The organism is Sphingomonas sp. 3P27F8 (assembly GCF_005502745.1).
Classification (GTDB): Bacteria; Pseudomonadota; Alphaproteobacteria; order Sphingomonadales; family Sphingomonadaceae; genus Sphingomonas.
This window is the reverse complement of record NZ_SCNL01000004.1, coordinates 1-25,757: the sequence shown is the minus strand read 5'-3', so window position 1 is coordinate 25,757 and position 25,757 is coordinate 1. Positions and strand designations below refer to the sequence as shown.

The following is a 25,757-nucleotide window of genomic DNA, read 5'->3' as shown; positions in this document are numbered from 1 at the left end:
GTGACGACCGGGTTTCTGCGATGGTACCGATGAACCCCCGCTGAAACCCGGCCGCGCATCGTTCAGGCGCCGAACGTCCGCTGCCACCAGCCACGGCGTGGGCTGCCGGATACATCGCCTGCGCTATCATCGCCTGGCTCGGCCACGGCTTCCTCAGCGGGGGCCTCCTGCACCGTCTCTGCAGGTGCCTCGTCAGCCTTCTTGCGGCGCGTCCGCTTTGGCTTGACCGGCGCCTCGGTCGGTTCGGAGACAGTTGGCGGCGCGGACGGAACGGGTGTTTCCGCCTCCACGTCCGCCTTTTTCCGACGCGTGCGCTTGGGCTTTGGTGCGGGCGCTTCGTTCACGTCCGCAGAAGCCGGCGTTTCGATCGCGGGCGCCTCGACAACGGTTTCGGTCTTGGCAGCGCGCGCGCGCGGGCGGCGGCGCGTCTTCGGAGCCGCTTCGGGTTCGGCGGTTGCGTCGGGTGCCGCCGGCTCGGCAGCGACTACGACAGGCGCGTCCTCGGTCGCGGTATCCTGCGCTACGCCCGCCTCGTCGCGGCTGCGACCGCGGCCGCGACGGCCACGACGGCTCCGGCGACGTCCGCCCTCGCGTTCGCCGTCAGCGGATGCCTCGGCGGCTTCGGGCTGATCGGTGTCTTCCGACACGGTGTCGCCGTCGCCCTCGGCTTCCTCGTCTGACGATCCTTCGGTAGCCCCGTCCTCAGGACGTGCCCGGCCGCGACGGCCGCGGCGACGGCGACGACGACGGCCGTTGCTGTCGCGTTCGCCTTCCTCGCGCGGGCGATCGGCGCGGCGCTCCTCGCCGTCGGCCTCTTCCTCCTCCTCGGCGATCTCGTCCTCGATATCCTCGGGATAGTCGTCCTCGATTTCCTCGACCGGTGCGGCAAACTTGGGCGCATAGGCCGGCGGCGGGCCGGATGCCTCGACTGACATGCGCGCGCCTTCCTGCTCGCCATCGGGCAGGATTTCGACGCGCACGCCATAGCGGTCCTCGATTTCGGCGATATCGGCGCGCTTGCGATTGAGCACGTAAACCGCCGCTTCCACGCTGGCGCGAAGCGTGAGCAGCGAACCGCGGCCGCGCGCGGCCTCGTCCTCGATCAGCCGCAGCGCGGACAGGCCGGCCGAGGATGCCGTGCGGACCAGCCCGGTGCCTTCGCAATGCGGGCAGGTGCGTGTCGATGCCTCGAGCACGCCGGTGCGCAGCCGTTGACGGCTCATCTCCATAAGGCCGAAGGAAGAGATGCGGCCCACCTGGATGCGGGCACGATCGTTCTTCAGCGCCTCCTTCATGGCTTTCTCGACCTTGCGGACATTGGAATTGTTATCCATGTCGATGAAGTCGATGACGACGAGGCCGGCCATGTCGCGCAGGCGGAGCTGGCGTGCGATCTCGTGCGCCGCCTCAAGGTTGGTCGCTGTCGCGGTCTGCTCGATATTGTGTTCGCGCGTCGAGCGGCCGGAATTGATGTCGATCGAGACCAGCGCCTCGGTCGGGTTGATGACCAGATAGCCGCCCGACTTGAGCTGCACCACCGGATGATACATCGCGGCGAGCTGATCCTCGACGCCGGCGCGCTGATAGAGCGGCAAGGGATCGCTGTAATGCTTCACCTTCTTGGCGTGGCTCGGCATCAGGAGCTTCATGAACTCCTTTGCCTGACGATAGCCGTCCTCGCCCTCGACGATTACCTCGTCGATATCCTTGTTGTAGATGTCGCGGATCGCACGCTTCAGCAGATCGCTGTCACCATAGACCAGCGCCGGCGCCGTGGAAGACAGGGTCTGTTCGCGAATACCGTCCCACAATCGCGCAAGATAATCGAAGTCTCGCTTGATCTCGACCTTGGTGCGCTGCAGCCCGGCGGTGCGGACGATGCAGCCCATCGACGCCGGCAGCTTCAGCTCCGCCATGATCGATTTGAGGCGCTTGCGATCACTCGCATTCGAGATTTTCCGCGAGATGCCGCCGCCGTGCGAGGTGTTGGGCATCAGCACGCAGTAACGCCCGGCGAGGCTGAGGTAGGTGGTCAGCGCCGCGCCCTTGTTGCCGCGCTCTTCCTTCACGACCTGAACCAGCAACACCTGACGGCGGTGAATCACGTCCTGTATCTTGTAGCGGCGGCGCAGGTTCATGCGGCGCTGACGCAGCGCCTCGACCTGATCGTCGTTTACAGTCGAGCGGCGTGGGCGCGTCTCGCCTTCCATTTCCTCTGCAACTTCGGGATCCATCCCTCCGTCATCGTCGAAACGCTCCAGATCGTCGTCTGAGGGCTCTTCGTCTTCCTCGGCCGCCTCCTGCTCGGCGCGCAGCGCCGCCTCCTCGGCGGCGTGCTCAGCCTCCTCGCGCAGCAGCGCCTCGCGATCCTCCTTGGGGATCTGGTAATAATCCGGATGGATCTCCGAAAAGGCGAGGAAGCCGTGCCGGTTCCCGCCGTAATCGATGAACGCCGCCTGGAGCGACGGTTCGACGCGGGTTACCTTGGCGAGATAGATATTGCCCTTGAGCTGCTTGCGCTCGGCACTTTCGAAGTCAAATTCCTCGATCCGGTTTCCCTTGACGACAGCCACGCGGGTTTCCTCCCGGTGGCGTGCGTCGATCAGCATGCGCATTGTCATTTAATGGTCTCCACGCACGGTCGCCGGTTGGCGGCGCTGCCGTGCGATAATCTGGTGCCGGCCGGGCGACGCGCCTGGCCGTGCGAATTGTTGGTGAAATCGCCTTCGTTCGCGCCGCACGCCGGGGCGCGTCGCCCCGGAACAAGCCCAAGCCCGCGCCGCCGGCTTCTGCCGGGCGGTTCAGCGGTGGGGAAAGATGCGGCATGCAAACGTCAACCTGTATGCCCGGCCCCGTGAACGACGGGCGAGCGGTGGGCCGGAAGTTAACGCGCGGATATTTACGCGCCTCTCCGGTCGAGATGGTGCCTAGCACCGGACTTGTCACGCATCAACCAGCACGTCCCGCCGCAAAATACTCGCGAGAGTGTCAAGCAACTGTTAACTCTATTTACGCAAACCTCGATAGCGAATTGCCCCTCACCGGGCTTCGGCAAGGGGTGGCTAGGGCGGAGCGAATGGCGGGGCGGTGGAGCAGAGCGCTCGAAAAGCGGTTGCGTCGCGCCATGGCGCGCGTGGCGCTGGTGCTCGCGTTTGCGATTGCTCTTGTTGCGGCGCCCGCCGGGGCTGCAACCGTTCAGCGCGTCGACGTGGATGGCGCGCGGATACTCATCCATTTCGACGATCCCGTCGGCCCGGCGTCCAGCTTCGTGCTCGATGCGCCGCGCCGTATTGCGATCGATATCGATGGCGCGCGCCCCGGCCGCTCGCTGGCTGGTGACGGGGCGGTCAGCGCGATCCGGCAGGGATGGCGTGGCGCTGACGGCGCGCGGATCGTCTTCGATCTTGATCGGCCGATGATCGTGGCCGGTGGAGAGTTTCGTGATGATGGCCGCACGCTTGCGCTCACGCTGGAACGCGCCAGTTCGCGCCGGTTCGCGGATGCCAGCAGCGCGCGCCCGCTGAGCTTCCTTCCGTTTCACTTTGGCGGCAGCCGGCCGAAATATAAGATTTCGGTGCCGGTGCCGCCGGCCAGGCGCTCGCCGCTGCCGCGTGTGACCGGGGATGAGGATCGCCCGCTGGTAGTGATCGATGCGGGGCACGGCGGAGTCGATCCAGGCGCGATCAATGCCGGCACGGGGCTGCGTGAGAAGGATGTCACGTTGAAGATCGCCCGCGCGATCCGCGACGCGCTGGTCGCATCAGGCAGGGTCCGCGTCGCGCTTACCCGGGATGACGATCGCTATCTGGTGCTGCGCGAACGTTTCGGGATAGCGCGGCGGCTGCGGGCCGATCTGTTCATTTCGATCCACTGCGATAGCGTTGGCGCTGGCGACGCATCGGGCGCAACCGCGTACACGCTGTCGGAGGTCGCTTCTGACAAGGAGGCCGCGCGGCTCGCTGCGCGCGAGAACAAGGCTGATATTATCGCTGGCGTCGATCTCGATCAGAACCCGGATGTCTCCTCGATCCTCATCGATCTCACCCAGCGCGAGACGATGAACGCCTCCGCCGGCTTCGCGCGGCTGCTGGGGCGTGAAGCGGCGCCGCTGATGCCGACGAAACCGAACTTTCACCGAATGGCCTCGCTGATGGTGCTGAAGGCGCCGGACATGCCCTCGATCCTGTTTGAGACGGGCTATATTTCCAATCCGCAGGATGCCGGCTTCCTGGATAGCCGCGCGGGCCGGGAGCGGATCGCGGAGAGCGTGAAGCGCGCGGTGGAAATCCATTTCGCGCGGCGGCTGGCGACGAAATAGCAACGGGCAGGGAGGCGCGGGCTTCCCCCGCCCGGCAATCCTGCTAAACCGGCGCCCGCGTATGGCGTCCTCTCCCCCCGAACCCGCAACCATCAGATTGCATCGTGAGACAGGCCGTGTGCGGCGGACGCTTGCGACGGCCTGGGCGAAGCGCTGGGTGAAGATTGTCGCGATGCTTGCCGCGGGTTTCGTAATCGCGGTCGGCGCGTTCTGGCTCATCTTCGCGCGCGATCTTCCGTCGGTCGATCAGCTTCGCACCTATGAGCCGCCGCTGCCGACCAACGTGCGCGGGATCGATGGCGCGCCAATCTATTCCTATGCCCGCGAGCGGCGGGTCGAGCTGTCGTTCGCGGAATATCCGCCGTTGCTGGTGAAGGCTTTTCTGGCGGCGGAGGACAAGACCTTCTTCGAACATCACGGCGTTGATTACACCGGGGTTGCCGGTGCGGTGGTCGATTACGTTTCCAAGCTTGGCACCGGGCGGCGCGCGCGCGGCGGCTCCACGATCACGCAGCAGGTCGCCAAGAACCTGCTGATCGGGAACGCCTATTCGCCCACCCGCAAGGCGAAGGAAGCGATCCTCGCCTGGAAGATCGAGAATGCGCTCAGCAAGCAGCAGATCCTCGAACTCTATCTGAACCAGATATTCCTCGGCCGTAACGCTTATGGCGTCGAGGCGGCGAGCCACGCCTATTTCGATAAGGAACTGAACGAGCTGACGCTGCCGCAGATGGCGTATCTCGCGATCCTGCCCAAGGGCCCGTCGAACTACGATCCGTTCCGCGATACCGATCGCGCGCTCGAACGGCGTAACTGGGCGCTCGGCGAAATGGCGAAAGCGGGCTTTATCACCGCCGCGCAGCGCGATGAGGCAAGGGCGCAGCCGATCGGCGCGATCTCGCACCGCATGCCGAAGTTCGAGAGCGTCGGCGGATATTTCGTCGAGGAAGTGCGCCGCCAGCTCATCGGCAAATATGGCGAGACGGCGCGCGATGGGCCGTACAGCGTCTATTCCGGCGGACTTTGGGTGCGCACCTCGCTCGATCCGAAAGTGCAGAGCTACGCCGCACAAGCGCTGCGTGACGGGCTGCTGCGCTACGATCGCGGGCGTGGCTGGGCCGGGCCGTTGCGGCATGTCAGTTTCGAAGGGGATGGCTGGCTCGGCGCGCTTATCACCTCCAATGTCGCGGTGAATTACAACGATTGGCGCGCCGCGATCGCGATCGCGCGTGACGGCGACGCATGGCGGATCGGCTTCGCCAACGGCCAGACCGGAGAATTGCCGCGCGACCTTGCGCAGATGCCAGTGCGCGGAAAGGGCGGCACCGCCTTTGCGGCGATCAAGCCGGGCGATATCCTCGCGGTCGCCTCGGAGGGAAGCCGCTTCGCGTTGCGCGCCGTGCCAAAGGTATCGGGCGGGTTCGTCGTGCAGGAGCCGGCAACCGGGCGCATCCTTGCGATGCAGGGCGGCTTCGACAGCTCGATCCAGTCCTTCAATCGCGCCACGCAGGCGCTGCGTCAGCCTGGCTCCACGATCAAGCCGATCGTCTATTCGGCCGCGCTGGAACATGGCATGACCCCGGCGTCGATCATCGTTGACGGCCCGTTCTGCGTTTATCAGGGCGCCCGCCTTGGCCAGAAGTGCTTCCGCAATTTCGGCAACAGCCGCGGTGCAGGGCCGCATACGATGCGCTGGGGCATCGAGCAGTCGCGCAACCTGATGACGGTCCGCGCGGCCGCGCAGACCGGGATGACCAACGTCGTCGGCCTGATGAAGACGATGAACATCGGCGATTACCAGCCGTACCTCTCCTATGCGCTGGGTGCGGGCGAGACGACGGTGATGCGGATGGTCAATGCCTATGGCGTGCTCGCCAATCAGGGCCGCTGGCATGCGCCCACATTGGTTGATTTCGTGCAGGATCGTCACGGCAAGGTGATCTGGCCGGAAAACTGGCGCGCGTGCGATCGTTGCAACATGCCCGACTGGGATGGGAAGCCGATGCCGCGCCCCGGCATACGCGGCCGGCAGGTGATCGATGCGATGACCGCTTATCAGATGGTGCATATCACGGAGGGCGTGATCCAGCGTGGCACCGCAACTGTGCTGCGTGATCTCAATCGCCCGATGTTCGGCAAGACGGGCACCAATTCAGGGCCGACCGACGTGTGGTTCATCGGCGGCACGCCGCAAATGGTGGGCGGGCTCTATATGGGTTACGACACCCCGACGAGCCTGGGCGGCTATGCGCAGGGCGGCACGATGGCCGCGCCGATCTTCAAGGAATTCGCCGCAAAGGCGTATGACGGGCTGGAGAAGCTGCCGTTCCGCGCCCCCGAGGGCATTCGCATGGTGCGGATCGATCGTGGCTCCGGCCGCCCGGTATTCGGCGCATGGCCATCGATGGGAGATCCCAAGGCGAGCGTGATCTGGGAGGCGTTCAAGCCGCAGAGCGAGGCGCGCCGCGCGCCGCGTCGCCCGGAAGCGGAGCCATCCGCCGCCGCATCAGCCGCGGCCGGCCCGCGCAATCAGCCGAACGACAGTGAGTTCCTGCAACGCCAGGGCGGGATTTACTGACGCTGTCTGCAACGATCAGGGCCATTGCCGTTTTCCGGCCCGGCGCTTAAGTCCGCCGCCACACTTTCGTCACCCCGGCATGGTCCAGAGAAAGCAGCGATCGTCTTGCCGGGATGACGTGACTTTTGGAGAATTGAGATGCGCGCCGAGGCGCAGGCCCATGTCGATACGATCAAAGAGGCGCTGGCGCTGCTGCGCCGATTCCTCGACTGGGATCGCGCGCTCCGCCGGCTCGACGAGCTGAACGCGCGTGTGGAGGATCCGGCGCTCTGGGGAAATCCCAAGCAGGCGCAGGAAGTGATGCGCGAGCGCCGTCGGCTTGACGAGGCGATCGGCGCGACCAAGACGATCGAGCGCGAGCTGGCCGATACCAGCGAACTGATCGAGATGGCGGAGGCCGAAGGCGACGAGGAAATGGCGCGCGACGGCACCGAGGCGCTCGCCCAGCTCGCCGAGCGCGCGCAGCAGGACAAGGTCAAGGCGCTGCTCGCCGGAGAGGCCGACGCCAACGACAGCTATATCGAGATCAACGCCGGCGCCGGCGGCACCGAGAGCCAGGACTGGGCCGAGATGCTCCAGCGCATGTACACGCGCTGGGCGGAACGTCGCGGCTACAAGGTGGAACTGGTCGACTATCACTCGGGTGAACAGGCGGGCATCAAATCCGCCACGCTGCTGGTGAAGGGCGAGAACGCCTACGGCTACGCGAAGGTCGAGAGCGGCGTGCACCGGCTGGTGCGTATCTCGCCCTATGACAGCTCGGCGCGGCGGCATACCAGCTTCTCTTCGGTATGGGTCTATCCCGTTATCGACGATTCGATCGATATCGAGATCAACGACAGCGAACTGCGCATCGATACGTATCGCGCGTCGGGCGCGGGCGGGCAGCACATCAACACCACCGACTCGGCGGTGCGCATCACGCATTTGCCCACCGGCATCGTCGTGTCGTGCCAGAACCAGCGCAGCCAGCACAAGAATCGCGCCGAGGCCTATAACCAGCTCCGCGCGCGGCTGTACGAGCACGAGTTGCGCAAGCGGGAGGAAGAGGCGAACGCCGTCAACGCCACCAAGACCGATATCGGCTGGGGGCATCAGATCCGTTCGTATGTGCTTCAGCCCTATCAGCTCGTGAAGGATCTGCGCACCGGCACGACATCCACCTCGCCGGGCGATGTGCTCGACGGCGATCTCGACGATTTCATGGCTGCCGCCCTGTCGCAGCGCGTGACGGGCGAGACGGTGGAGGTGGAGGACGTCGATTGAGGCTGGCGCTCGCTTCCGCCGCTTTGGTGCTTCTGCTGGCCGGCTGCGATGGGTCTCAGCCGCTGATCCGGCACGACGAGCGTGAGCCCGGCCCTTTTCCCGCCGCCGACCGGCCGGTCGCGCACATCGTCTCCGCCCGCTGGTCGACCGAGGAGGCGCGCGACCGGCTGAACGAAGCCGTCGCAGTCATGAACCGCGCGCAGATCGCGCCGGGGATGACGGTGGCGGATATCGGCGCCGGCGAGGGCTATTACACCGTCCGCCTCGCCCAGCGCGTCGGCAAGGACGGGCGGGTGCTGGCGGAGGATATCATGCCGGCGGTACGCGATGCGCTTGCAGAGCGCGCCGCACGTGAGCGGCTCGACAATGTCAGCGTGCGGCTTGGCGCGCCCGCCGATCCGAAGCTGCCGGAGGCGAGCTTCGACCGCGTGTTCATGGTGCATATGTACCATGAGATCGAGCAGCCTTACGAGTTCCTCTGGCGGATGCGGCCGTCGCTACGTTCCGGAGGACTTGTGGTCGTGGTCGATGCCGACCGCCCGACCGCGGATCATGGAACGCCGCCCGATCTGTTGCGCTGCGAGTTCGCGGCGGTCGGCTATCAGCTCGTGAAGATAGAGGACATGCCGTCTGCCGGCGGTTATCTGGCGACCTTCCGGGCGACGGGCGGGAGACCCGATCCCACCGCGATCAGGCCCTGCCGCCAGAAATCGCTACAGCAGCCCGCGGGCGCGAAGGCTGATGGCGCGATCCCCGGCCAGCACAAGATGATCGACGAGCCGGATTCCTAAGGCGTTGAGCGCGGTGGCGATCCGCCGGGTCACGGCCAGGTCGTCGCGGCTGGGCTCGGGATCGCCGGACGGGTGATTGTGCGCCATCACCACCTGATCGGCCCCGAACGCAAGCGCATCCCCGGCAATCGCGCGAATCGGCACATCCACCTCGGCGACCGTGGACGAGTGGACATGGCGAACCCCCAAAACTCGGCCACGCGAATCGAGATAGGCGAAGATCGCGATCTCGGTTGCGGTGCAGGCGATCGGCGCGAACAGGCGCATCAAATGCGGATCGATCATCGCGCGAAGGTGCACCCGTCGCGGCTTCCGAGTATCGTCTTTGATCCGAAATGGCTCAATTACCGAGACAATTCTCCGCCTCTTGCCGTTGGTTCGTGCGCCTGCCACTGCTGCTTGCATGATCGACGAGCGGCATTTCGAGAACCAGTATCTGCGGCTGCTGCGAGATGTGTGGGAAAATGGTGACGAGCGGCGCGACCGCACTGGCGTTGGCACCCGATCGCTGTTCGGTCCGACGCTCAGGTTCGATCTTTCGGACGATCAGGTGCCGCTGCTGACCACCAAGCGTGTCGCGTGGAAAACGGCGGCGCGTGAGATGCTGTGGTTTCTCACGGGCGATACGAATATTCGCGAACTGGTGCGTCAGAAGGTTCACATCTGGACCGATTGGCCGCTCGATCGCTATCGCCGCGAAACCGGCGAGGAGATCGATCGCGACACTTTCGAGGCACGCGTGCTGGCGGACGATGCGTTCGCGGCGCAATGGGGCGATCTGGGGCCGGTCTATGGCAAGCAATGGGTAAATTGGGACACGTATGAGCCGGCCGGGGAGGGGCTGTTTCGGCGCGCCGCGCCGGTCAACCAGATTGCCGAGCTGGTAGAGGCGATCCGGAGAAACCCCGCATCGCGCCGCTTGCTGTTCACTGGCTGGAACGTCGCGGAACTCGGCGGAATGGCGCTGCCGCCATGCCATATGACGTACCAATATCACGTCGCGGGGGGGCGGCTGTCCGGGATGTTGTGGCAGCGTTCGTGCGATCTCGGGCTTGGCTTCGCCTTCAACGCGTTCTCCGCGGCGATGCTGCTGCGGATGCTGGCGCAGCAATGCGATCTGGAACCCGGCGAACTGGTGTGGAGCGCCGGCGACGCGCATATCTATCTCAATCACGCGCATCTGGTGGAGGAAACGCTGGCGCGCGCGCCGCGCAGCCATCCGCGCCTGCATATCGCGCGGCGGCCGGAATCGATCTTTGACTATCGGATCGAGGATTTCGCGGTGGCGGATTACGATCCGCATCCGCATATCGCTGCCCCGGTCGCCGTCTAGAAAGCAGCGCCCGCCAGCGTTTCGCGCAGGAAGGCGACGAACGCGGTTACCGCCGGCAATATCGTTGGCGCGCTCGGATGCACCGCATAGATGCCCACGTCTGCCGATCCCTCCCAGTCTGGCAGAATGCGCGCCAATTCGCCGCGATCAAGCGCTTCTCCCACATCCCATAACGAGCGCAGTGCCACGCCGACGCCGCTGATCGCCAGCTCGCGGACGATCTCGCTGGAGTTCGTGGTCACCACGCTGGGCCGGTCGATCGTCGCGCGCCGTGCGCCATTTACCAGGCGCCACGGCATCTGGCCCTTTGCAGCGAGCAATTGGTGATCGGCGAGCATCGCGATCGTGGTCGGTGCGCCATGGGTTGCGAGATAGGATGGCGCGGCGCACAGAATACGACGGCTGGTCCCAATCCGATGCGCGATCAGCCCGGGCGCGATCTCAGGCGCTATGCGGACGGCGAGGTCGATGCGCTCTGCAAGCAGATCGTCGAACACGTCAGACAGATTGAATTCCAGCGCCACACCCGGATGGCGGTCCAGGAAACGGTGGATATACGGCGCGATATGCAGCCGGCCGAAAGAGGTGGGCGCGGATACGCGCACCGGTCCGCTAGGCCCGACGCTGACGCCGGTGACCCGGGCTTCGGCGGCCCGCACTTCCGCGAGGATCGTGATGAGATCGGCATGGAAACGCGCGCCAGCCTCCGTAAGGGCGAGGCGCCGGGTCGTGCGGTGCACAAGTCGGACGCCGAGCCGATGCTCCAGGCGCGCCAGCCGCTTGGATGCCATCGCGGGAGTGATAGCGAGCGCGCGGCCCGCGGCAGAGAGGCTGCCGGCATCCACTATTTCGGCGAAAAGCTCGTAATCGGGATCAAGCATTATTCGTTCTTATGGAGAATAACTGTTTCAACTTCTTATAGCCTATCGAACAGGTTTCGCCCGGTCTATTCTGTGTGTGAAGGAGTTCGGGATGGCGATGATCGATAAGGCGGGTCTGCAGGTCGCGGAGGAACTGGCGCGTTTCATCGATGAGCGCGCCTTGCCCGGCACCGGGCTCGCCGCGGCCGATTTCTGGGCCGGGGCAGCGGCGATCTTCGCTGATCTCGCGCCAGACAATCGCGCGTTGCTGATCGAGCGTGAGCGGCTGCAACAGGCGATTGACGCGCGCTACATCGCGCGCGAGCCGGTGGACGAGGCGTTCCTGCGCGACATAGGCTATCTAGTCGATGAGCCCGCGCAGTTCGCCGTTGGCACCGCCAACGTGGATGAGGAGATCGCCCGGCTCGCAGGGCCGCAGCTCGTCGTGCCGATTCTCAACGCGCGCTTTCTGCTCAACGCGGCGAATGCGCGCTGGGGCAGCCTTTACGATGCACTGTACGGCACGGATGCGATCCCCGGTGCGGCTGCGCCGGGCGGCTATGATGCCGCGCGCGGGGCGCAGGTAATCGCCTGGGCCAAGGCATTTCTCGACGATGCGGTCCCGCTCGCGAGCGGCTCATGGGCGGACCTTTCTGCTGAGCCGGTGTTGCGCGATCCGGCGCAGTTGGTGGGGCAAAGCGAGACGGCGCGCCTCTATCGCCATAACGGCCTCCATATCGAGGTGACGTTCGATCGGGATCATCCGATTGGTCGCAGCGATCCGGCAGGGGTCGCCGATGTCGTGCTCGAATCAGCGCTGACCGCAATCTGCGATCTTGAGGATTCGGTCGCGGCTGTCGATGCCGAGGACAAGGTTGCCGCTTATGCCAATTGGCTCGGGCTGATGCGCGGGGATCTGGAAGACACGTTCGAGAAGAACGGCCGCCCCATGACGCGCCGGCTCAACGCCGACCGGCACTATGCCGGCGTCGATGGCGCGACGGTCACGCTGCCGGGGCGCAGCCTGCTGCTTGTCCGCAACGTCGGCCATCTGATGACCACGCCGGCGGTGCGGCTCGCGGATGGTGGCGACGCGCCGGAGGGTATTCTCGATGCGATCGTCACCAGCCTCATCGCGCTTCACGATCTCCGGCGGGAAGGCGATCTTGCCAACAGTCGCGCCGGTTCGATCTACATCGTAAAGCCCAAGATGCACGGGCCGGTCGAATGTGCTTTCGCAAATCGGCTGTTTGATCGGGTAGAGGATCTGCTGGGCCTGACCCGAAATACGATCAAGGTCGGGGTGATGGATGAGGAGCGCCGCACCTCTGCCAATCTCGCCGCGTGCATCCATGCGGTGCGGGACCGGATCATGTTCATCAACACCGGCTTTCTCGATCGCACCGGCGACGAGATGCACACCGCGATGCGGGCCGGCCCGATGATCCGCAAGGGGGAGATGAAGGCGGCACCGTGGATCGCCGCCTACGAGGATCGCAATGTCCAGATCGGCCTGGCCTGCGGGCTATCTGGCCGGGCGCAGATAGGCAAAGGCATGTGGGCCGCGCCCGACAGGATGGCGGACATGCTGGAGCAGAAGATCGGTCACCCGCTTTCAGGGGCGAATACAGCGTGGGTGCCGTCGCCGACCGCCGCGACGCTGCACGCGACTCACTACCACCGCGTCGACGTTTTCGCTCGGCAGCATGAGCGCTCTGCCGAGCCGGTGGCGCCGCTGGAGAAATTGCTGACGGTGCCTGTCGCAAACGGCCGCAATTGGCGCCCGGAGGAAGTACGCGAGGAACTCGATAACAATGCGCAGGGCATTCTGGGCTATGTCGTGCGCTGGATCGATCAGGGCATCGGCTGTTCCAAGGTGCCGGATATCCATGACGTCGGGCTGATGGAGGATCGCGCGACGTTGCGTATCTCGTCGCAGCATATCGCCAACTGGCTGCTGCACGGCGTTGCCACGAAGGAGGCGGTGGACGAGGCGTTTGCACGGATGGCGGCAACGGTCGATGCGCAGAACGCCGGTGACGCAGCCTATCGCCCGATGGACGGGCAGGGGGATAGCAATCTCGCCTATCGCGCGGCCAGGGCGCTGGTGTTTGAGGGCGTAGAGCAACCGAGCGGCTACACTGAGCCACTGCTTCATAAATTTCGCGCAGAGGCGAAAGCGCGGGGCTAGTCTCTTCCGTCAGATGCGCTTCTCGCCTACCCTCAATCATGATCGCCGCCGTTCACCAGCCATTCAGCCGCATTGACTACAAGCGTAATCAATGGTCACGGAGACGGTACGATGCGGGAATATCTGGTCACGATCATCACCGCCACGGCTGCAGCCTGGCTACTCCAGCAGAGTGCCCCGCCGCCAGCCCAGGCGCTGCCGGCGGGACGACCGGCAGGCGCCGCAACGCGCTGAGCGCGGAATTCGGGGCGTGACGCAGGTTTCTCTCCATCTGGCTCGCGCGGACAATGGCGTGATCGGGCGGGACGGGGGCCTCCCTTGGCGGTTGCCGGCGGACCTCAAGCGCTTCAAATCCCAGACGATGGGCCGTCCGATGATAATGGGCCGAAAGACGTTTGATAGCTTTCCCGCGCTGCTTCCCGGCCGTCGCCATATCGTGCTGACTCGCGATGCCAGTTGGTCAGCCGATGGCGCTGAGATCGCACGGGATGTTGCCGGAGCGCTGGCATTGGCGGGCGAGGATGCCGCGGTTATCGGTGGCGCGGAGATATTCGCTCTCTTCCTGCCGCTCGCCGAGCGCGTCGAGCTGACCGAAGTGCATCTGGCGGCGGATGGTGAAACGATCGTGCCGCCATTCGCGGGCTGGCGAGAAATCGCACGCGAGGATCACCCTGCGGAGGGCGAGCGGCCAGCGTACAGCTTTGTCACGCTGGCGCGATAACGCGCCGCGCGGCTAAGTCGTGTTGAGCCGCCGATCGATTCTGGTCGTCAATCCACCCAAGCGATCATATTCTTCGCGCTGACCGTTGTGATCAGTGGCGACATGGATTGCGGAGCGCGCTGCGTCGCCGCCGAGATCCCGCCGCGTTGCCCTTCAGGCTACGCCGCAAGCGCCAGTGCAGCGCATTCATTTGTGAAATCGGGGCGCATTGCCAGACGTTCGATTCATCCACTGCGGGTTTTTCGCTTAGGCGTGGGGTAAGGCGAGATGCGCGGCGAGCCCGCCCCCGATTGCTTCGTCGAGCGCGAGCGATCCACCATAGAGGCTCGTCAGTTCCGCAACGATCGACAGCCCGAAACCATGCCCGTCGCCTGTCTCGTCCAGCCTGAGCCCCGGCTTCTGCACGCGGGCGCGAAGGTCGGCCGGGACACCTGGGCCATCATCGGCAACGGTGATCCCGATCTGGCGGTGATCCGCGGGATCGATTCTGCCGGTTATCCGCACGCGCGACCGTGCGTAGCGGCACGCATTGTCGATGAGGTTGCCGATCATCTCATCGAAGTCGTGCGGATCGACCGCGACCGCCAGATGGGGTGCTAATTCGACATCAATGGAGATCGCCCGCTCCGCGTGAATCCGGCGGACCGCCGTGACAACGCCGTCAACCGCCGGCGCGACAAGCGTGGTCGCGCGATTATTGGCCGCTGCCGCGCGGGCACGACCAAGATGGTGGCGGATGGTGGCATCGATCCGCGCGACCTGCGCCGCTCGCGCTGGCTCGTCACGAACGTCGAGCGCCAGCGCCGCAACGGGCGTCTTCAGTGCGTGGGCGAGATTCGCGGCGGACTGGCGGGCGGCGCCAAGCGCGGCTTCGTTGTCGCGCGCCAGCGCGTTCAGCTCGGCGGCAAGCGGGCGAAGCTCTGACGGCTGGTTTTCATCGATCGTCGCCTGCCTGCCATCGCGCAACGCCGCGACCTGATCCCGCATCCGTCTTATCGGCCGCAATCCCACGCGAAGCTGCACGATCGTCGCCGCTGCGAGAAGCGCCGCGAGCATGGCCAGGGCCGCTAGTAACGGCAGCAACGCGGCGCGGATCGGACGGGCCAGGATTTCCCGCGGAGCCGCAGCGGTCAATTCCACGTCGCCGTTATCGCTGTGGATCGTCAAACGGCGCGCGTGAATATGCGAGCCGTCCGCCTCGTGGCCTTCCAGCGCGCCGATCCGCGCGCCGTCTTCGTCGGGTCGCTTGCCTTCCGGCATGCGCGGCGGCCTTGGGGGCCCCGGATCCAGTGTCGGGAAGTCGGTCGAGCCGATTGTGCCAGCTGGCCCGACGATCTGCCAGCGCCAGCCCGGCCCCCGCTCGAAGGCGGCAATCCGTCGCCGAAGTCGGTCGCGATCGATGGCCCCATTGTCATCCACACTGCTTGCCAACAGTGACAGTTCGGCATCCAGGCGCCGGTCCAGGCCTTCGATGACGAGCCGTTCGAGAACTCCAGCGATCGCCCAGCCCGCCAACAGCAGTGCGACCAGCGTGGCGACGCCGGAGAGCAACAGCATGCGACCCTGTAACGACCGGGGGAATGTGCGCATCGCGTCAGGCCGGGCAGGTGAGGCTGTAACCTCGACCTCGCACCGTCTCGATGATCTCGGCGCCGACCTTCTTGCGCAGCCGGCCGACGATCACTTCCAGGCTATTGGAATCCACGTCTGCGTCGCCTTCGTAAACGCGCTCAAGAAGCTCCAGCCGCTCGACGACGGCACCGCGGCGTAGCATCAGCTGAGACAGCACGCGCCATTCGAATGCGGTGAGCTTCAGTGGAAGGCCGTCGAGTTCGAATTGCCCTGTCTGGCTGTCGAACGATAGCGGGCCGCAATCGATCCGCGCATTTGCATGTCCTGCGGCGCGGCGCACGATGGCCCTCAGGCGCATGACGAGCTCTTCGACGCGAAACGGCTTGACCAGATAATCGTCGGCACCGGCCTTGAAGCCCGCCACCTTGTCAGACCAGCCATCGCGCGCGGTTAGTATCAGCACAGGCAGGGTCTTGCCGGTCTTGCGCCATGCCTTGAGCACCGACACGCCGTCGAGCCCGGGAAGTCCAAGATCAAGCACCGCGGCGTCATACAATTCGGTGTCGCCCAGATGCGCGGCGTCGATCCCGTCGGCAACGAGGTCGACCGCAAAATTCTCGTCACGCAGTGCTCGTGCGACGCGTGGCCCCAGATCCCTGTCGTCCTCTACCAACAATATGCGCATGCCCGATCCCTATGCCGCCAGCTTAAACTCGAACTGAACGGCATGGTTCAGCGGGGATGGTGGAAGTGCCGTCTAGACATCGGTCATCGATCAACCGCGAAAGGAAATGCGATCGTGACCAACATTGGAAAACTGCGTTTGTCGGCCAAGCAACGGCTTGGTCTGGGCGCCGCCGCTCTGCTTGTCCTTGGCGCCGCCGGCGGGGCGGGTGCAATGTCGATGACGCGACCAACCGTCGAGATGGCGCCCACCGTGCAGACCCCGATTGCGAAGCTCGGCTCGGCGCGGAGCATCGTAAGCGTGCGCGGCCGCGTGGCGGAAGTCTATGGCGACCGCTTCATCGTGCAGGATCCGACGGGGCGCGTGATGGTCGATGCGGGGCGCGGCGACCACGCGGGGCTGGCGACGGGCAACTCTGTGCTGGTCCAGGGCCGTTATGATGACGGTCAGTTGAAGGCGCGCTTCCTGGTCGACAGGTTCGGCAGTGTCGAGGAGGTCGGTCCGCCGCCACCGCCGGGGGGAGCGCGCCATCGTCCGGGCCACGACGGGGCGCCGCCGCCCCCGCCTGGCCGCGACGGCCCACCTGCGCCCCCGCCGGGCGGTGTGTCGCCACCTCCCGGGGCTGGCGCGCCGCCGCCCGCACTGGACGCCAACGGTATCGCCGCCGGCGCGCCTCAACCAGGCGTGACACCGCCCCCGCCGCCGACGCAGCCCGGCGCGTCTCCGGCGGCGCCGCGCCGCTGACCGGATTGGAAGGCGGGCACCTGCCCGCCTTCCGTTTTTGTTGCGCCAGGGGGGCACGAAAACCGCAACCACGCCGGATATTTCCGGTCTGCGCTGGGTTCCGCCATAACAACAGGCAAGGATCTGCATGACCACGATCGCCAAGCCGATCTCGACTGTGGCGGCGAGCGACAGCAGCGACACGCGCCGCGCCAGAAGCGCGCTGCAATCGCTCAACTTCTCCATGGCCGACATGCAGGCCGGGATCGGCCCATTGCGCCCGGCCTGCGCCGGGGCGCAGGACCCGGGCGGCGATGGCCGCCGTGCCGGAAACAAGTGATGCGACGACCATCGCGCCTCGGTCCTGACGTCCGCACGGTCGGCTCGTCAAAATTGGTAGCGAGCGCGGGCGATAGTGCCGTTACGAACAAGAACGGTCGCGCTTGGTGACGATCGCAACGGGCGTCACCTGGGCGATCGCCGGACTGTCGACCGCCGGCGTTATCATCCGCCCGATGCGCTGGCCCGAGTGGGTGTGGGCGATCGCCGGCGCGGCTTTGATCGTGGCGTTCGGGCTGCTGCCCCCGGCGTCCGCGATCGCTGCCATCTGCAAGGGGCGCGACGTCTATCTGTTCCTGATCGGCATGATGCTGCTGAGCGAGACCGCGCGCGAGCACGGCGTGTTCGACTGGGTCGCGGCGATCGCGGTCAATCTCGCGAACGGGTCGGGTGCCCGGCTGTTCCTTCTGGTCTATACGACTGGCGTTCTCGTCACCACCTTATTGTCCAACGATGCCACCGCGGTGGTCCTGACCCCGGCGGTGTTCGCGGTCGCACGAAGGGCACGGGCCGAACCATTGCCGCTGCTGCTCGCCTGCGCGCTCGTCGCAAACGCGGCCAGCTTCGTCCTGCCGATATCCAACCCTGCCAACCTTGTCCTTTATGGTGGGCACATGCCGCCGCTCGGGCAGTGGCTTGGATCATTCGCCTTGCCGTCGCTGGCATCTATCGTCGCGACTTTCGTCATTCTGCGGCTGATGGAACGTAAGCTGATCGTGGGCGAATGCGCGCGTGATGTCGAGCGGCCCGTGCTTGCGGGCGGGGGCAAACTCGCGTTGGCCGGGATCTTGCTCACGGCGCTGCTGCTGGTGGTGATGTCATCGCTCGACCTGCAGTTGGGGCTGCCGACTGCGATCGCCGGGATCGCGACGGCGCTGATCGTGTCATTGCTTGCGGGTCGATCGCCGGTGGCTCTCGCGCGCCGCGTTTCCTGGGGCGTGCTGTTGCTGGTCGCCGGTATGTTCGTGCTGGTCGAGGCGTTGGATGGCACGGGGGTCATCGCGATGGTCGCAGCGGCGATGCGCGCCGTGGCGCTTGATCCGGTTCCCGGCGCAGCGGCGGCTGGCGCGACGCTGGCGGTCGCGTCCAACCTGATGAACAACTTGCCCGCCGGATTGGTCGCCAGCCTGGCGGTGGCGGAGGCGGCGCCAACCCGTATCGTGACCGACGCGCTGCTGATCGGTGTAGATCTCGGACCGAATCTGTCAGTGACCGGATCGCTCGCGACCATCCTATGGCTCCAGGCGATAAGGCGGGAGGGCGAGGATGTCGGCTTTTGGCGCTTCTTCCGCGTTGGTGCAGTGGCCATGCCGGTTGCCTTGCTGGCTGCGATCGCTGCCAGGCTGCTCAACGCCTAGTATCTCGATCGTCGGGTCCGCGATGGCGATGTGCCGGCAGCTCTGCGGAAGCGATATGCACTATGACACCGGTGGCCACCCGCAATCTTAGCCGAGATAGGGACGCCGGTAATCCCCGCCGGGAATTGAGACGTTCGGAACCGGGCGGCCGGCTGCCTCGGCCAGCCAAGCGGCGCCGCCATTCCGTGAGCGGGTCGAGCCATCGCCGCGCGTCGCAACCCGGCCGTAGATTGCGCGCTCCTCGCTTCCAGGCGCGCCGTCGAACATCGCGGCGATGTTACCATATGTCGATGGATCACGCCCATCGAGGCTAAGTCGATCGTTCAGGTAGCACGCGGTCGACCAGGCGGTTTCGGGATCGGGCGTCATGGCGATGATGCGCTTGGCCCAATACATTCTCAGATTGTTGTGCATCCAGCCAAGTGCGAGGAACTGGCGCTGGCAGGCGTTCCAGGTTTCGTCGCGCGTCTCGCCACGCAGCATCGCGGCCAGCGTTTCCGCCGCGGGGCGCGGATCGCTGGCATGCGCGGCAAGTGATGCCCTAGCCCAGCCTGCGACCCGATCATAGCGTTCGGGTGCGTCCAGCTGGCTTGCCTGATAACGAAACCATTCCCGCCACCCAAGCAGTTCGTCGGCGAATTTGCGCTTGTGCTGCGACCCCGCCTTCGCACTCATCACCGCCGCCATGATCTCGCGCGGCCCGAGCACGCCGAAGTGCAAATCGGGTGACAGGCCGCTGGCGCCCTCCGGCCGTGTCGCATCGTTGCGAACCGCGGCGTAGACCGGCAGCACTTCTTCTACCAGGCGCTTCAGCCGCTGTTCGGCGGCGGCCCGGCCGGCCGCGAATGCGGTACTGGCGGGCAGGCTGTGATCGATCGCGAGCCGCGCGATTACCGCTTGGAGGTCGATCTCGTCTAGCCGGTCGGGGAGGAACGGCAAAGGGCCGGCGTATGGGCCGACAGCCGGCGTCTGCTCGCTCCAGTCCAGCCAAGCGGCGCGCGCAGGCTCGTGTTGCCGCAAGAACGCGGCACGACCGCCGATTCCCTTGTCAAGCACCGCGGGCGGCACGACGCAGGCCGCGTTGATCGCGTAGCACGGAACCGGCACGCCGGAAGCGACCCGCGCCGCCTGCCACCGCGCGACGAATGCCGGCTGATCCTCGACCATGACCGCTGCCGCCTCTGCGGCGAGCCGGTAAACGAGCCCTTTCTCGCGACGATCGGCCCGATCGACATGTTGAACACAGGCGATACCGCGCTCGCGACATCCAATTCCCAGATCGCGACTGGCGGCCAGGATGAAATGGTGCAGACGATCGGAAGCGTAGGGATAGTCCTCACGTACCCCGTGATACACGAGCACCGGCAATCCCAGCATGTTGCCGAGTGTCAGCGCCGCGTCGATCACCGGATTGTCGCAAGCCCGCAGAGCCTGCTGAAGCCAGCAAAGAACGTAGCGGCCGGCTTGTCGCGGCTCGGCGGCGTTGAGCGGCCGCACGCGCGGTGACTCCACCCAGTCATCAAAGTTAGACATTCGTCTGCTCAAAAGTTGTGGAGCGGTGCATCGAAGCCGGCACGAACCCGTCTGGCGACAGTTGCCGACTTTTCGTCACGGGCGGTACACCCGCTCGATATTGCCTTTGAGCTCGCTCGGATAGAACCAGACAGGTTTCAATCGGTGCTGAACGAACAACCGGGCCTGATCGGCATAGTGCGGCGAGGCGGGTCGGGTGGTGGCGGCACCATAAGGCTGGATCGACTGCGATGCGACGCGGCCGTTCAACCAGCTGACGAACATAACGAAACTGTCGCCATGGTTGACCGCCAGCCGGCCGTCCGGCGCGATGTCCCAGGTCGATGCCGCACGCAGGATCTCCGGCCCGCCGTCGAGCGGCAGGTCGACCGTGCCGTGGCGCAATCGCAGCACCGTGCCGAGCGGAACGTCGATCCGCCCGAAATGCTGCTGAAGATAGGTCGCCGCGGCCAGCAGCTCGCTTCGTGGGTCGGGCTCGGGTTGCCGCTGGTAGTGCCAGCGCTGGCCCACGCGCATCAGCATCACCGCAAGTGAGTCTGCCGGCCCTTTGCCGTCCGCATTCCAATCCCACTGGCGCAGGATCTCCAGCGCAGACACGAGGGTCCGGTCACCTTTCGGATCCACCGCCAGCAGGTCGCCGAACCACTTCCCCGTCCAGCCGTGGCGCGCGACGCCGGTATCGAACTTGATGCGATGGAGATCGTCGTCGCTGATCGTCGGCTGCGCGGTCATCAGGTCCAGCGCGCGGTTGTCGCGGTTGGTGGTGTCGGTCTCGATCCCGAGCAGCGGTGAGTAATCGGCGGGATTCAACTCGCTGCCGCGCCCGGCCGACAGGAAGGGCGTGCTGTTGGCGTTGACCAGAAAGCCGGATGCGGGGTTCACGTTGCGCGGCACCATGTTCCACGCGACTGTTCCGGGCGTGAAAGCGCGCGACGTGTCGCCTGGCAAAACCTTCCGATAGTCGAAGCCCGGCTTTCTGTTCGGGAAGCTGGCATTGTAAAAATAGGCAATATTGCCGACAGCATCGGCAAACAGGAAATTGGTGGCGGGGACGCCCTGCATCGCCAGTGCGCGCTGCCATTCCGCAAAGGTGCGCGCGCGCGACAGACGGTAATATTCCTCCACCATCTTCAGTTGGTCGGCGCCGGCATAGCGCACCGCATAGGCGCCGGACCGGTTTTCGATCACCGGGCCCTGGACCGCGCGATACACCGTTTTCGGCACCGGCAGGACAAACGGCCCCCACAGCTTCACGCCGAGCCAGATCGTACGCTTTTCCAGCGGGCGCCACTGCCCGTCGTAACGATACGCATCCCCGGCGTCGTTCAGCACCAGTTTGTAGACGTCGATCAGATCGGGCCGATTGACCGTGTTGGTCCATCCGAGCGTTTCGTTGTGGCCGAGCAGGGGATAGGGGGCACCGGGGAATGTCGCGCCGGAAAAATGCCAGCCCTGTTTCGACTGAACGGACAGTTCATACCACGTTGCCTGCCCGGCCCAGGGTTGATGCGAGTTTGACACCATCCGCGTCGCGCCGTCACTCGACTTGGCCGGCCCGACAACGAACGCGTTCGAGCCGTTGGGCCTCTCGCCCGATCCGCTCGGTGCCGCGCCGATCGCCGTCGCTTCTGCTGGCGCCTGTTCGGCCGGCAGCGGCTTGCCCTCGATGAGCGCGCCCAGGGTCGCATCCAGGCCAAAAAAGAACGGCGAACGCAGGACGAACCCTGTAGCGATGTCTCGTCCGTTGACCGGAAACAGTCGCGACAATCGCACTTCGGCGGGATGCCGCGCGGCATAAAGGTTCAGCCCTGATGCATAGCCGTCAAGCAGCGCGCGGACGTCTGCCGGCTGCTTCATATAGTCGCGATCGACGGTGGCACGGGCATTCACGAACGCGAGCGCATAGTCGAGCTTCGCGCCCTCCGCGCCCAGCATGGCACCGGCGCGCCCACGGGTCACTGCCAACACTTCCTGCAGTGTCGCGAAATCGTCCTCGGCGTGCGCAAACGCGATGCCGTATGCAACATCGGCGTCGGTGTTGCCGAACAGATGCGGCACGCCCCAGCGGTCGCGGGCGATCGTCACGTTATAGGCGCGTTTCGGCGGCGCTTCGGCGGGCGCGGCGATCAGCGGCTCCCACACGGCTAGGCCGATCGCCGACAGAACAATGACCACCAGCGCGCCCAGCGCCACCTTTCTCGGCAAATCCAGCTCCCACCGTTCGATCGGGTCGCCGCCCGTCGTATATGTGTTTACATGTCAGGCGGGGGCGATCACGTCGAGGGTGATCTCGCGGCTCGCTTCGCCCGGCACCGGTCCGAGCAGAATTTCACACTGTCCCAGTCGCGTGCCCATTTCTTGCGCCAGGCGAACGGTCGTCCGCAACAAAGGCACACCTTGGTTGGCAGGGTCAGCTTCTTGTGTGGCATGCCGGCCAAACGTTTCAGGTGCACGATCGTGCCAGCATCGTGGCGAGCACGTCCGAAACGGGCCTCGAACGTCTCGCGTTCGCGGAGCGCCAACGTCCGATTGCAATACGTTAACCTGATGAAGCTACGGCGGCGTATCCGCAGTGCCGAGCGCCAATATCTGATGCTTCACGAGATCTCACTATCGCAACTCCGTGTGGGAATGTTTGTCGCGAGCTTCAACTGTTCATGGTTCAGCGTGCCGTTCTGGCGGAAAAGCCTTCTGATAAATGATCAGGCGACGATCGAACGGATCGCTTTGAGCGGTATCGAAACACTGACGATTGACGACAGCCGCGGCGTCGGGCCAACGGCTTTTGTCGAAAGCACGGACGCGCCGTCGGCTGCGCATCAGGCGGAAATCGTTCAGGCCGGGCATCGCGAGCCGGCGCTCGAACGTCGGAAGCGGCCGCGGACCCCCGGCAAGATCACCGAACTCGATCGCGCGCGCCAGACGGTGCAGCGCAGCAAGGCGGCGGTGATCGACATGTTCATGCATGCCCGCCTCGGCCGGGCGGTCGAGGTTGCCGCGCTGGAGCCGCTGGTCGATGAGATCGCGGCATCGGTCGCGCGGGACAGTACGGCGATCATCAGCGTGACGAGGCTTAAGAGCAAGAACGAATACACTTATCTGCATTCGGTGGCGGTCTGCGCGCTGATGATGAACCTTGCGCGGCAGATCGGGATGACGACCGAGGAAATCCGGCAGGCGGGGCTGGCGGGCATGCTCCATGATATCGGGAAGACCGGTATCTCCGAGGCGCTGCTGGAAAAGCCCGGCGCGCTGAGCGACGATGAGCGCCGCGCCGTCCAGTCGCATCCCGAAATCGGCCATGCGCTATTGTGTCGCAGCGAAAACGTTGGTGCCGTCGCGCTGGATGTGTGCCTGCATCATCATGAGCGGATCGATGGGCGCGGCTATCCCTATGGCTTCTCCGGAGACCAACTGAGCATTTTTGCGCGGATGGGGGCGATCTGCGACGTCTATGACGCGGTAACCTCTGTCCGACCGTACAAGATGCCGTGGTCGCCCAGTGATGCGCTGGCGCGAATGATCGCGTGGGAAGGGCATTTCGATCCGCGACTGCTCCGCGCGTTCATCACGAGTCTCGGCATTTTCCCGATCGGTGGGCTGGTGCGGCTGCGTTCGAACCAGCTGGCGATCGTGACGCGCGAAGACCCCGACAATCCCACCACGCCCCTCGTCCGCGCGTTCTACGATGTCGAACGCGGCTGCACGGTGACGATCGCGGATGTGGCGACCGGCCGGGGCGGTGACCCGATCGTGCAGGGCGAGAACGGCGAACACTGGTTCGGCGATGAATGGCCGGCTGTTGCAGCGCGCGTGCGGGAGGCGGAGGCGCCGATCATCCCGCGGCTCGCCAGCGCGACCGGTCCCAGCCGCTCGTTCGGTGCAAGCCGTCGGCTCTGGTGATGCTGCGTCCGGCGAAGTTTCGCAGCGCGTACGCCAGCGCCGATCGTCGCGCGTGATTTGTGGTTTCGGCCCGATCGCCGAAGGCCGGGCTGACTATCGCTGAACCGGCCTCACGCCGTGGCATTCTAACCTCGTCACAATTCGATCGCATCTAGCTGAACTACGCTTGAGGGTGACGGGTCGCATTCCGCGATCGGCAACTGCGTCGAAACTTTTCCAACCCGAATGAAGTACGCCAGCGTCTGTGGGCGGATGGCGGCGTCTCTCGCAATCGCGGCGCGAGTGCGCTCACCCGCCACGATCTCGTTGGTAAGAAAGGCGAAAAGCTCTTCCTGAGTAGGAAAGCGCCCAGAGAATCCGTTGAAAGTCTCTCGACGATGCCGCTTCTGGTCGGCGTTCCAAAGGCGGACCCGCTCTTTCCGATCAAGTGAGGTCGTAGGAGCAAGCGTGCAGGGCTCGCCGAGACTACGCCCGATTTTCGCCTTAAGTGCCTCAAGCTTCATACTCACTCCGCTCCTTCGCCCAAGCAGCCTGTAGCTCAATTGCTGAGAATTCGATCAGGGCGAGATCCTCAAGTGGGTGATAGCGTTCAAAACTGCTTTCGGTCGCTGACAGCTCGATGACATCAACATTTTTGCTATGCTCAAGATGGAACATGGCCGACGCGAGATCATCGTGATTTACTTCGTAAGCCTCCACCTCACCGTCAACATGATGGATAACGGTGTTCCTGAGCAGTTCGCCGAGGGTGTAAGGATCGTTTGTGAAACCTGCTTGCTCAATGACCTCCAAGGCCGATTCCTGGAGAGCTTTTGGGTGATCTGAAAAGACGTCCTCACCACCCTCTTCCTGATCGACCCAGTCTGCTAATGCTCTGTAGATTTCGATGGGCCGCCCTGCCGTGTCGAGTGCGTCCGAGAAGTGGAAGTCCTCAGGAAACTCATCGGCTTCGTCCACCAACCAGATACGCCGCATTTGCTTAGGACGAAACGCGAGGATTCGGTTGTTCATCGCCTCAAACGTGACCCAATCGGGAAGCCGCTCGCCGCTCGCAATCCGTGCTCTTAGGCGCTCCGCTTGCTCAGCCGTTACGGGAAATCCGATCGTCTTCGTACCGCCGCGGGGACGCAAGCCTACATCGCCCCAATATCGCATCGTGTCTCTTCCAGACGGCCGCTGACGCATGTTTCCTGCGGGCAATTCACGTGCGAGGATATAATCGAATGTTGCCCCAAATAGCTCGGCCATCTTCCCAAGCATCGCATGTGGCGGGTTGCTCTTCCCATTTTCCCAACGAGCATAAGTTTGTTGATTTGTACCCAATTCTGCAGCGACATCCGCTTGGGTACGCCCGGTCTTGAGCCGTAATTCTTTCAAACGAATCATGAAGCCTCCTCTCAAAGGCTTCAATAAATACTCATATTGTGAGTTGCAATACTCATATTTTGTGACATCGCATTTTGATGGTTAACGCTAGGACGGATCGACATTCATCGTAGCCATATCATGGCGGCGGCGAGGTGTATGAAGCCTGCGAAGTGGGCGGTGCGTCGGTCATAGCGCGTGGCGAAGCGCCGGAAGTGCTT

The 25,757-nt window shown here is 64.8% G+C and carries 22 protein-coding genes and 1 pseudogene; 12 read left to right on the top strand and 11 right to left on the bottom strand.

Annotation, left to right across the window (positions count from 1 at the left end; all coding sequences use genetic code 11):
• Positions 1 to 62: 62 nt before the first annotated feature.
• Entirely contained in the window at positions 63 to 2,609 is a 2,547-nt protein-coding gene (locus FFS35_RS06210; RefSeq protein WP_137786482.1) for an Rne/Rng family ribonuclease, read from the bottom strand.
• Positions 2,610 to 3,076: 467 nt separating this feature from the next.
• Here FFS35_RS06210 and FFS35_RS06205 point away from each other — a divergent pair, with 467 nt between their 5' ends.
• From FFS35_RS06205 to FFS35_RS06190, 4 genes are all read left to right on the top strand, one after another.
• Positions 3,077 to 4,318, top strand: coding sequence for an N-acetylmuramoyl-L-alanine amidase (locus FFS35_RS06205; protein WP_137786270.1), 1,242 nt, complete (start codon positions 3,077 to 3,079; stop codon positions 4,316 to 4,318).
• 172 nt (positions 4,319 to 4,490) lie between these two features.
• A complete protein-coding gene (locus tag FFS35_RS06200; RefSeq protein ID WP_249341511.1) occupies positions 4,491 to 6,896 on the top strand; it encodes a transglycosylase domain-containing protein in 2,406 nt (801 codons plus the stop codon).
• A 138-nt stretch (positions 6,897 to 7,034) separates the two neighbouring features.
• Positions 7,035 to 8,162: a peptide chain release factor 2 gene (gene prfB, locus FFS35_RS06195; protein WP_137786268.1), complete on the top strand. Its 1,128-nt coding sequence runs from the start codon at positions 7,035 to 7,037 to the stop codon at positions 8,160 to 8,162.
• A 2-nt stretch (positions 8,163 to 8,164) separates the two neighbouring features.
• The gene (locus FFS35_RS06190; RefSeq protein ID WP_137786481.1) at positions 8,165 to 8,953 is read left to right on the top strand and encodes a methyltransferase domain-containing protein; all 789 of its coding nucleotides are present in this window, start codon (positions 8,165 to 8,167) and stop codon (positions 8,951 to 8,953) included.
• Here the strand turns inward: FFS35_RS06190 and FFS35_RS06185 are convergent.
• Positions 8,876 to 9,253, bottom strand: coding sequence for a JAB domain-containing protein (locus FFS35_RS06185; RefSeq protein WP_249341489.1), 378 nt, complete (start codon positions 9,251 to 9,253; stop codon positions 8,876 to 8,878). The genes FFS35_RS06190 and FFS35_RS06185 overlap by 78 nt on opposite strands.
• A gap of 103 nt (positions 9,254 to 9,356) precedes the next feature.
• On the opposite strand from FFS35_RS06185, the gene thyA reads away from it, so the two are divergent.
• Positions 9,357 to 10,286: a thymidylate synthase gene (thyA, locus tag FFS35_RS06180; protein ID WP_137786267.1), complete on the top strand. Its 930-nt coding sequence runs from the start codon at positions 9,357 to 9,359 to the stop codon at positions 10,284 to 10,286.
• Here thyA and FFS35_RS06175 read toward each other — a convergent pair.
• Positions 10,283 to 11,167 carry a LysR family transcriptional regulator gene (locus tag FFS35_RS06175; protein WP_137786266.1) on the bottom strand — a complete coding sequence of 295 codons (885 nt, stop codon included), beginning with the start codon at positions 11,165 to 11,167 and terminating at the stop codon, positions 10,283 to 10,285. The two genes, thyA and FFS35_RS06175, sit on opposite strands and share 4 nt — an antisense overlap.
• Before the next feature lie 97 nt (positions 11,168 to 11,264).
• Between FFS35_RS06175 and FFS35_RS06170 the strand changes: the two genes are divergently transcribed.
• From FFS35_RS06170 to FFS35_RS06165, 3 genes are all read left to right on the top strand, one after another.
• Positions 11,265 to 13,337: a malate synthase G gene (locus FFS35_RS06170; RefSeq protein WP_137786479.1), complete on the top strand. Its 2,073-nt coding sequence runs from the start codon at positions 11,265 to 11,267 to the stop codon at positions 13,335 to 13,337.
• A gap of 111 nt (positions 13,338 to 13,448) precedes the next feature.
• A complete protein-coding gene (locus FFS35_RS20465) occupies positions 13,449 to 13,571 on the top strand; it encodes a hypothetical protein (RefSeq protein WP_283214531.1) in 123 nt (40 codons plus the stop codon).
• A 16-nt stretch (positions 13,572 to 13,587) separates the two neighbouring features.
• Positions 13,588 to 14,058 (top strand): dihydrofolate reductase, encoded by a 471-nt coding sequence (locus FFS35_RS06165; protein WP_249341488.1) that lies wholly within the window; start codon positions 13,588 to 13,590, stop codon positions 14,056 to 14,058.
• A gap of 246 nt (positions 14,059 to 14,304) precedes the next feature.
• On the opposite strand, the gene FFS35_RS06160 is transcribed toward FFS35_RS06165, so the two are convergent.
• Together FFS35_RS06160 and FFS35_RS06155 are read right to left on the bottom strand one after the other, a co-directional pair.
• Positions 14,305 to 15,615 (bottom strand): sensor histidine kinase, encoded by a 1,311-nt coding sequence (locus FFS35_RS06160; protein ID WP_137786264.1) that lies wholly within the window; start codon positions 15,613 to 15,615, stop codon positions 14,305 to 14,307.
• Positions 15,616 to 15,652: 37 nt separating this feature from the next.
• The gene (locus tag FFS35_RS06155) at positions 15,653 to 16,315 is read right to left on the bottom strand and encodes a response regulator transcription factor (RefSeq protein ID WP_137786263.1); all 663 of its coding nucleotides are present in this window, start codon (positions 16,313 to 16,315) and stop codon (positions 15,653 to 15,655) included.
• A gap of 114 nt (positions 16,316 to 16,429) precedes the next feature.
• On the opposite strand from FFS35_RS06155, the gene FFS35_RS19920 reads away from it, so the two are divergent.
• The 3 genes from FFS35_RS19920 (at position 16,430) to FFS35_RS06140 (ending at position 18,735) form a co-directional block, all read left to right on the top strand.
• Positions 16,430 to 17,059, top strand: coding sequence for a hypothetical protein (locus tag FFS35_RS19920; RefSeq protein WP_171007537.1), 630 nt, complete (start codon positions 16,430 to 16,432; stop codon positions 17,057 to 17,059).
• 127 nt (positions 17,060 to 17,186) lie between these two features.
• Entirely contained in the window at positions 17,187 to 17,378 is a 192-nt protein-coding gene (locus FFS35_RS06145) for a hypothetical protein (RefSeq protein WP_137786261.1), read from the top strand.
• 106 nt (positions 17,379 to 17,484) lie between these two features.
• Positions 17,485 to 18,735: an arsenic transporter gene (locus FFS35_RS06140; protein ID WP_212742176.1), complete on the top strand. Its 1,251-nt coding sequence runs from the start codon at positions 17,485 to 17,487 to the stop codon at positions 18,733 to 18,735.
• 87 nt (positions 18,736 to 18,822) lie between these two features.
• On the opposite strand, the gene FFS35_RS06135 is transcribed toward FFS35_RS06140, so the two are convergent.
• From FFS35_RS06135 to FFS35_RS06125, 3 genes are all read right to left on the bottom strand, one after another.
• Entirely contained in the window at positions 18,823 to 20,268 is a 1,446-nt protein-coding gene (locus FFS35_RS06135; RefSeq protein ID WP_137786260.1) for a deoxyribodipyrimidine photo-lyase, read from the bottom strand.
• Positions 20,269 to 20,343: 75 nt separating this feature from the next.
• Positions 20,344 to 22,479, bottom strand: coding sequence for a penicillin acylase family protein (locus FFS35_RS06130; protein ID WP_249341510.1), 2,136 nt, complete (start codon positions 22,477 to 22,479; stop codon positions 20,344 to 20,346).
• Positions 22,480 to 22,541: 62 nt separating this feature from the next.
• Entirely contained in the window at positions 22,542 to 22,697 is a 156-nt protein-coding gene (locus tag FFS35_RS06125; RefSeq protein WP_137786476.1) for a DUF2256 domain-containing protein, read from the bottom strand.
• Positions 22,698 to 22,815: 118 nt separating this feature from the next.
• On the opposite strand from FFS35_RS06125, the gene FFS35_RS06120 reads away from it, so the two are divergent.
• Positions 22,816 to 24,171, top strand: coding sequence for an HD-GYP domain-containing protein (locus FFS35_RS06120; RefSeq protein ID WP_249341487.1), 1,356 nt, complete (start codon positions 22,816 to 22,818; stop codon positions 24,169 to 24,171).
• Between the two features lie 134 nt (positions 24,172 to 24,305).
• On the opposite strand, the gene FFS35_RS06115 is transcribed toward FFS35_RS06120, so the two are convergent.
• From FFS35_RS06115 to FFS35_RS20280, 3 genes and pseudogenes are all read right to left on the bottom strand, one after another.
• Positions 24,306 to 24,674: a hypothetical protein gene (locus FFS35_RS06115; RefSeq protein WP_137786259.1), complete on the bottom strand. Its 369-nt coding sequence runs from the start codon at positions 24,672 to 24,674 to the stop codon at positions 24,306 to 24,308.
• Complete coding sequence (locus tag FFS35_RS06110) at positions 24,664 to 25,557, bottom strand: helix-turn-helix transcriptional regulator (RefSeq protein ID WP_137786258.1); 894 nt, start codon at positions 25,555 to 25,557, stop codon at positions 24,664 to 24,666. The genes FFS35_RS06115 and FFS35_RS06110 overlap by 11 nt, the downstream gene beginning before the upstream one ends.
• Before the next feature lie 104 nt (positions 25,558 to 25,661).
• Positions 25,662 to 25,757: pseudogene (locus FFS35_RS20280) on the bottom strand (IS5/IS1182 family transposase); the annotation flags it as partial.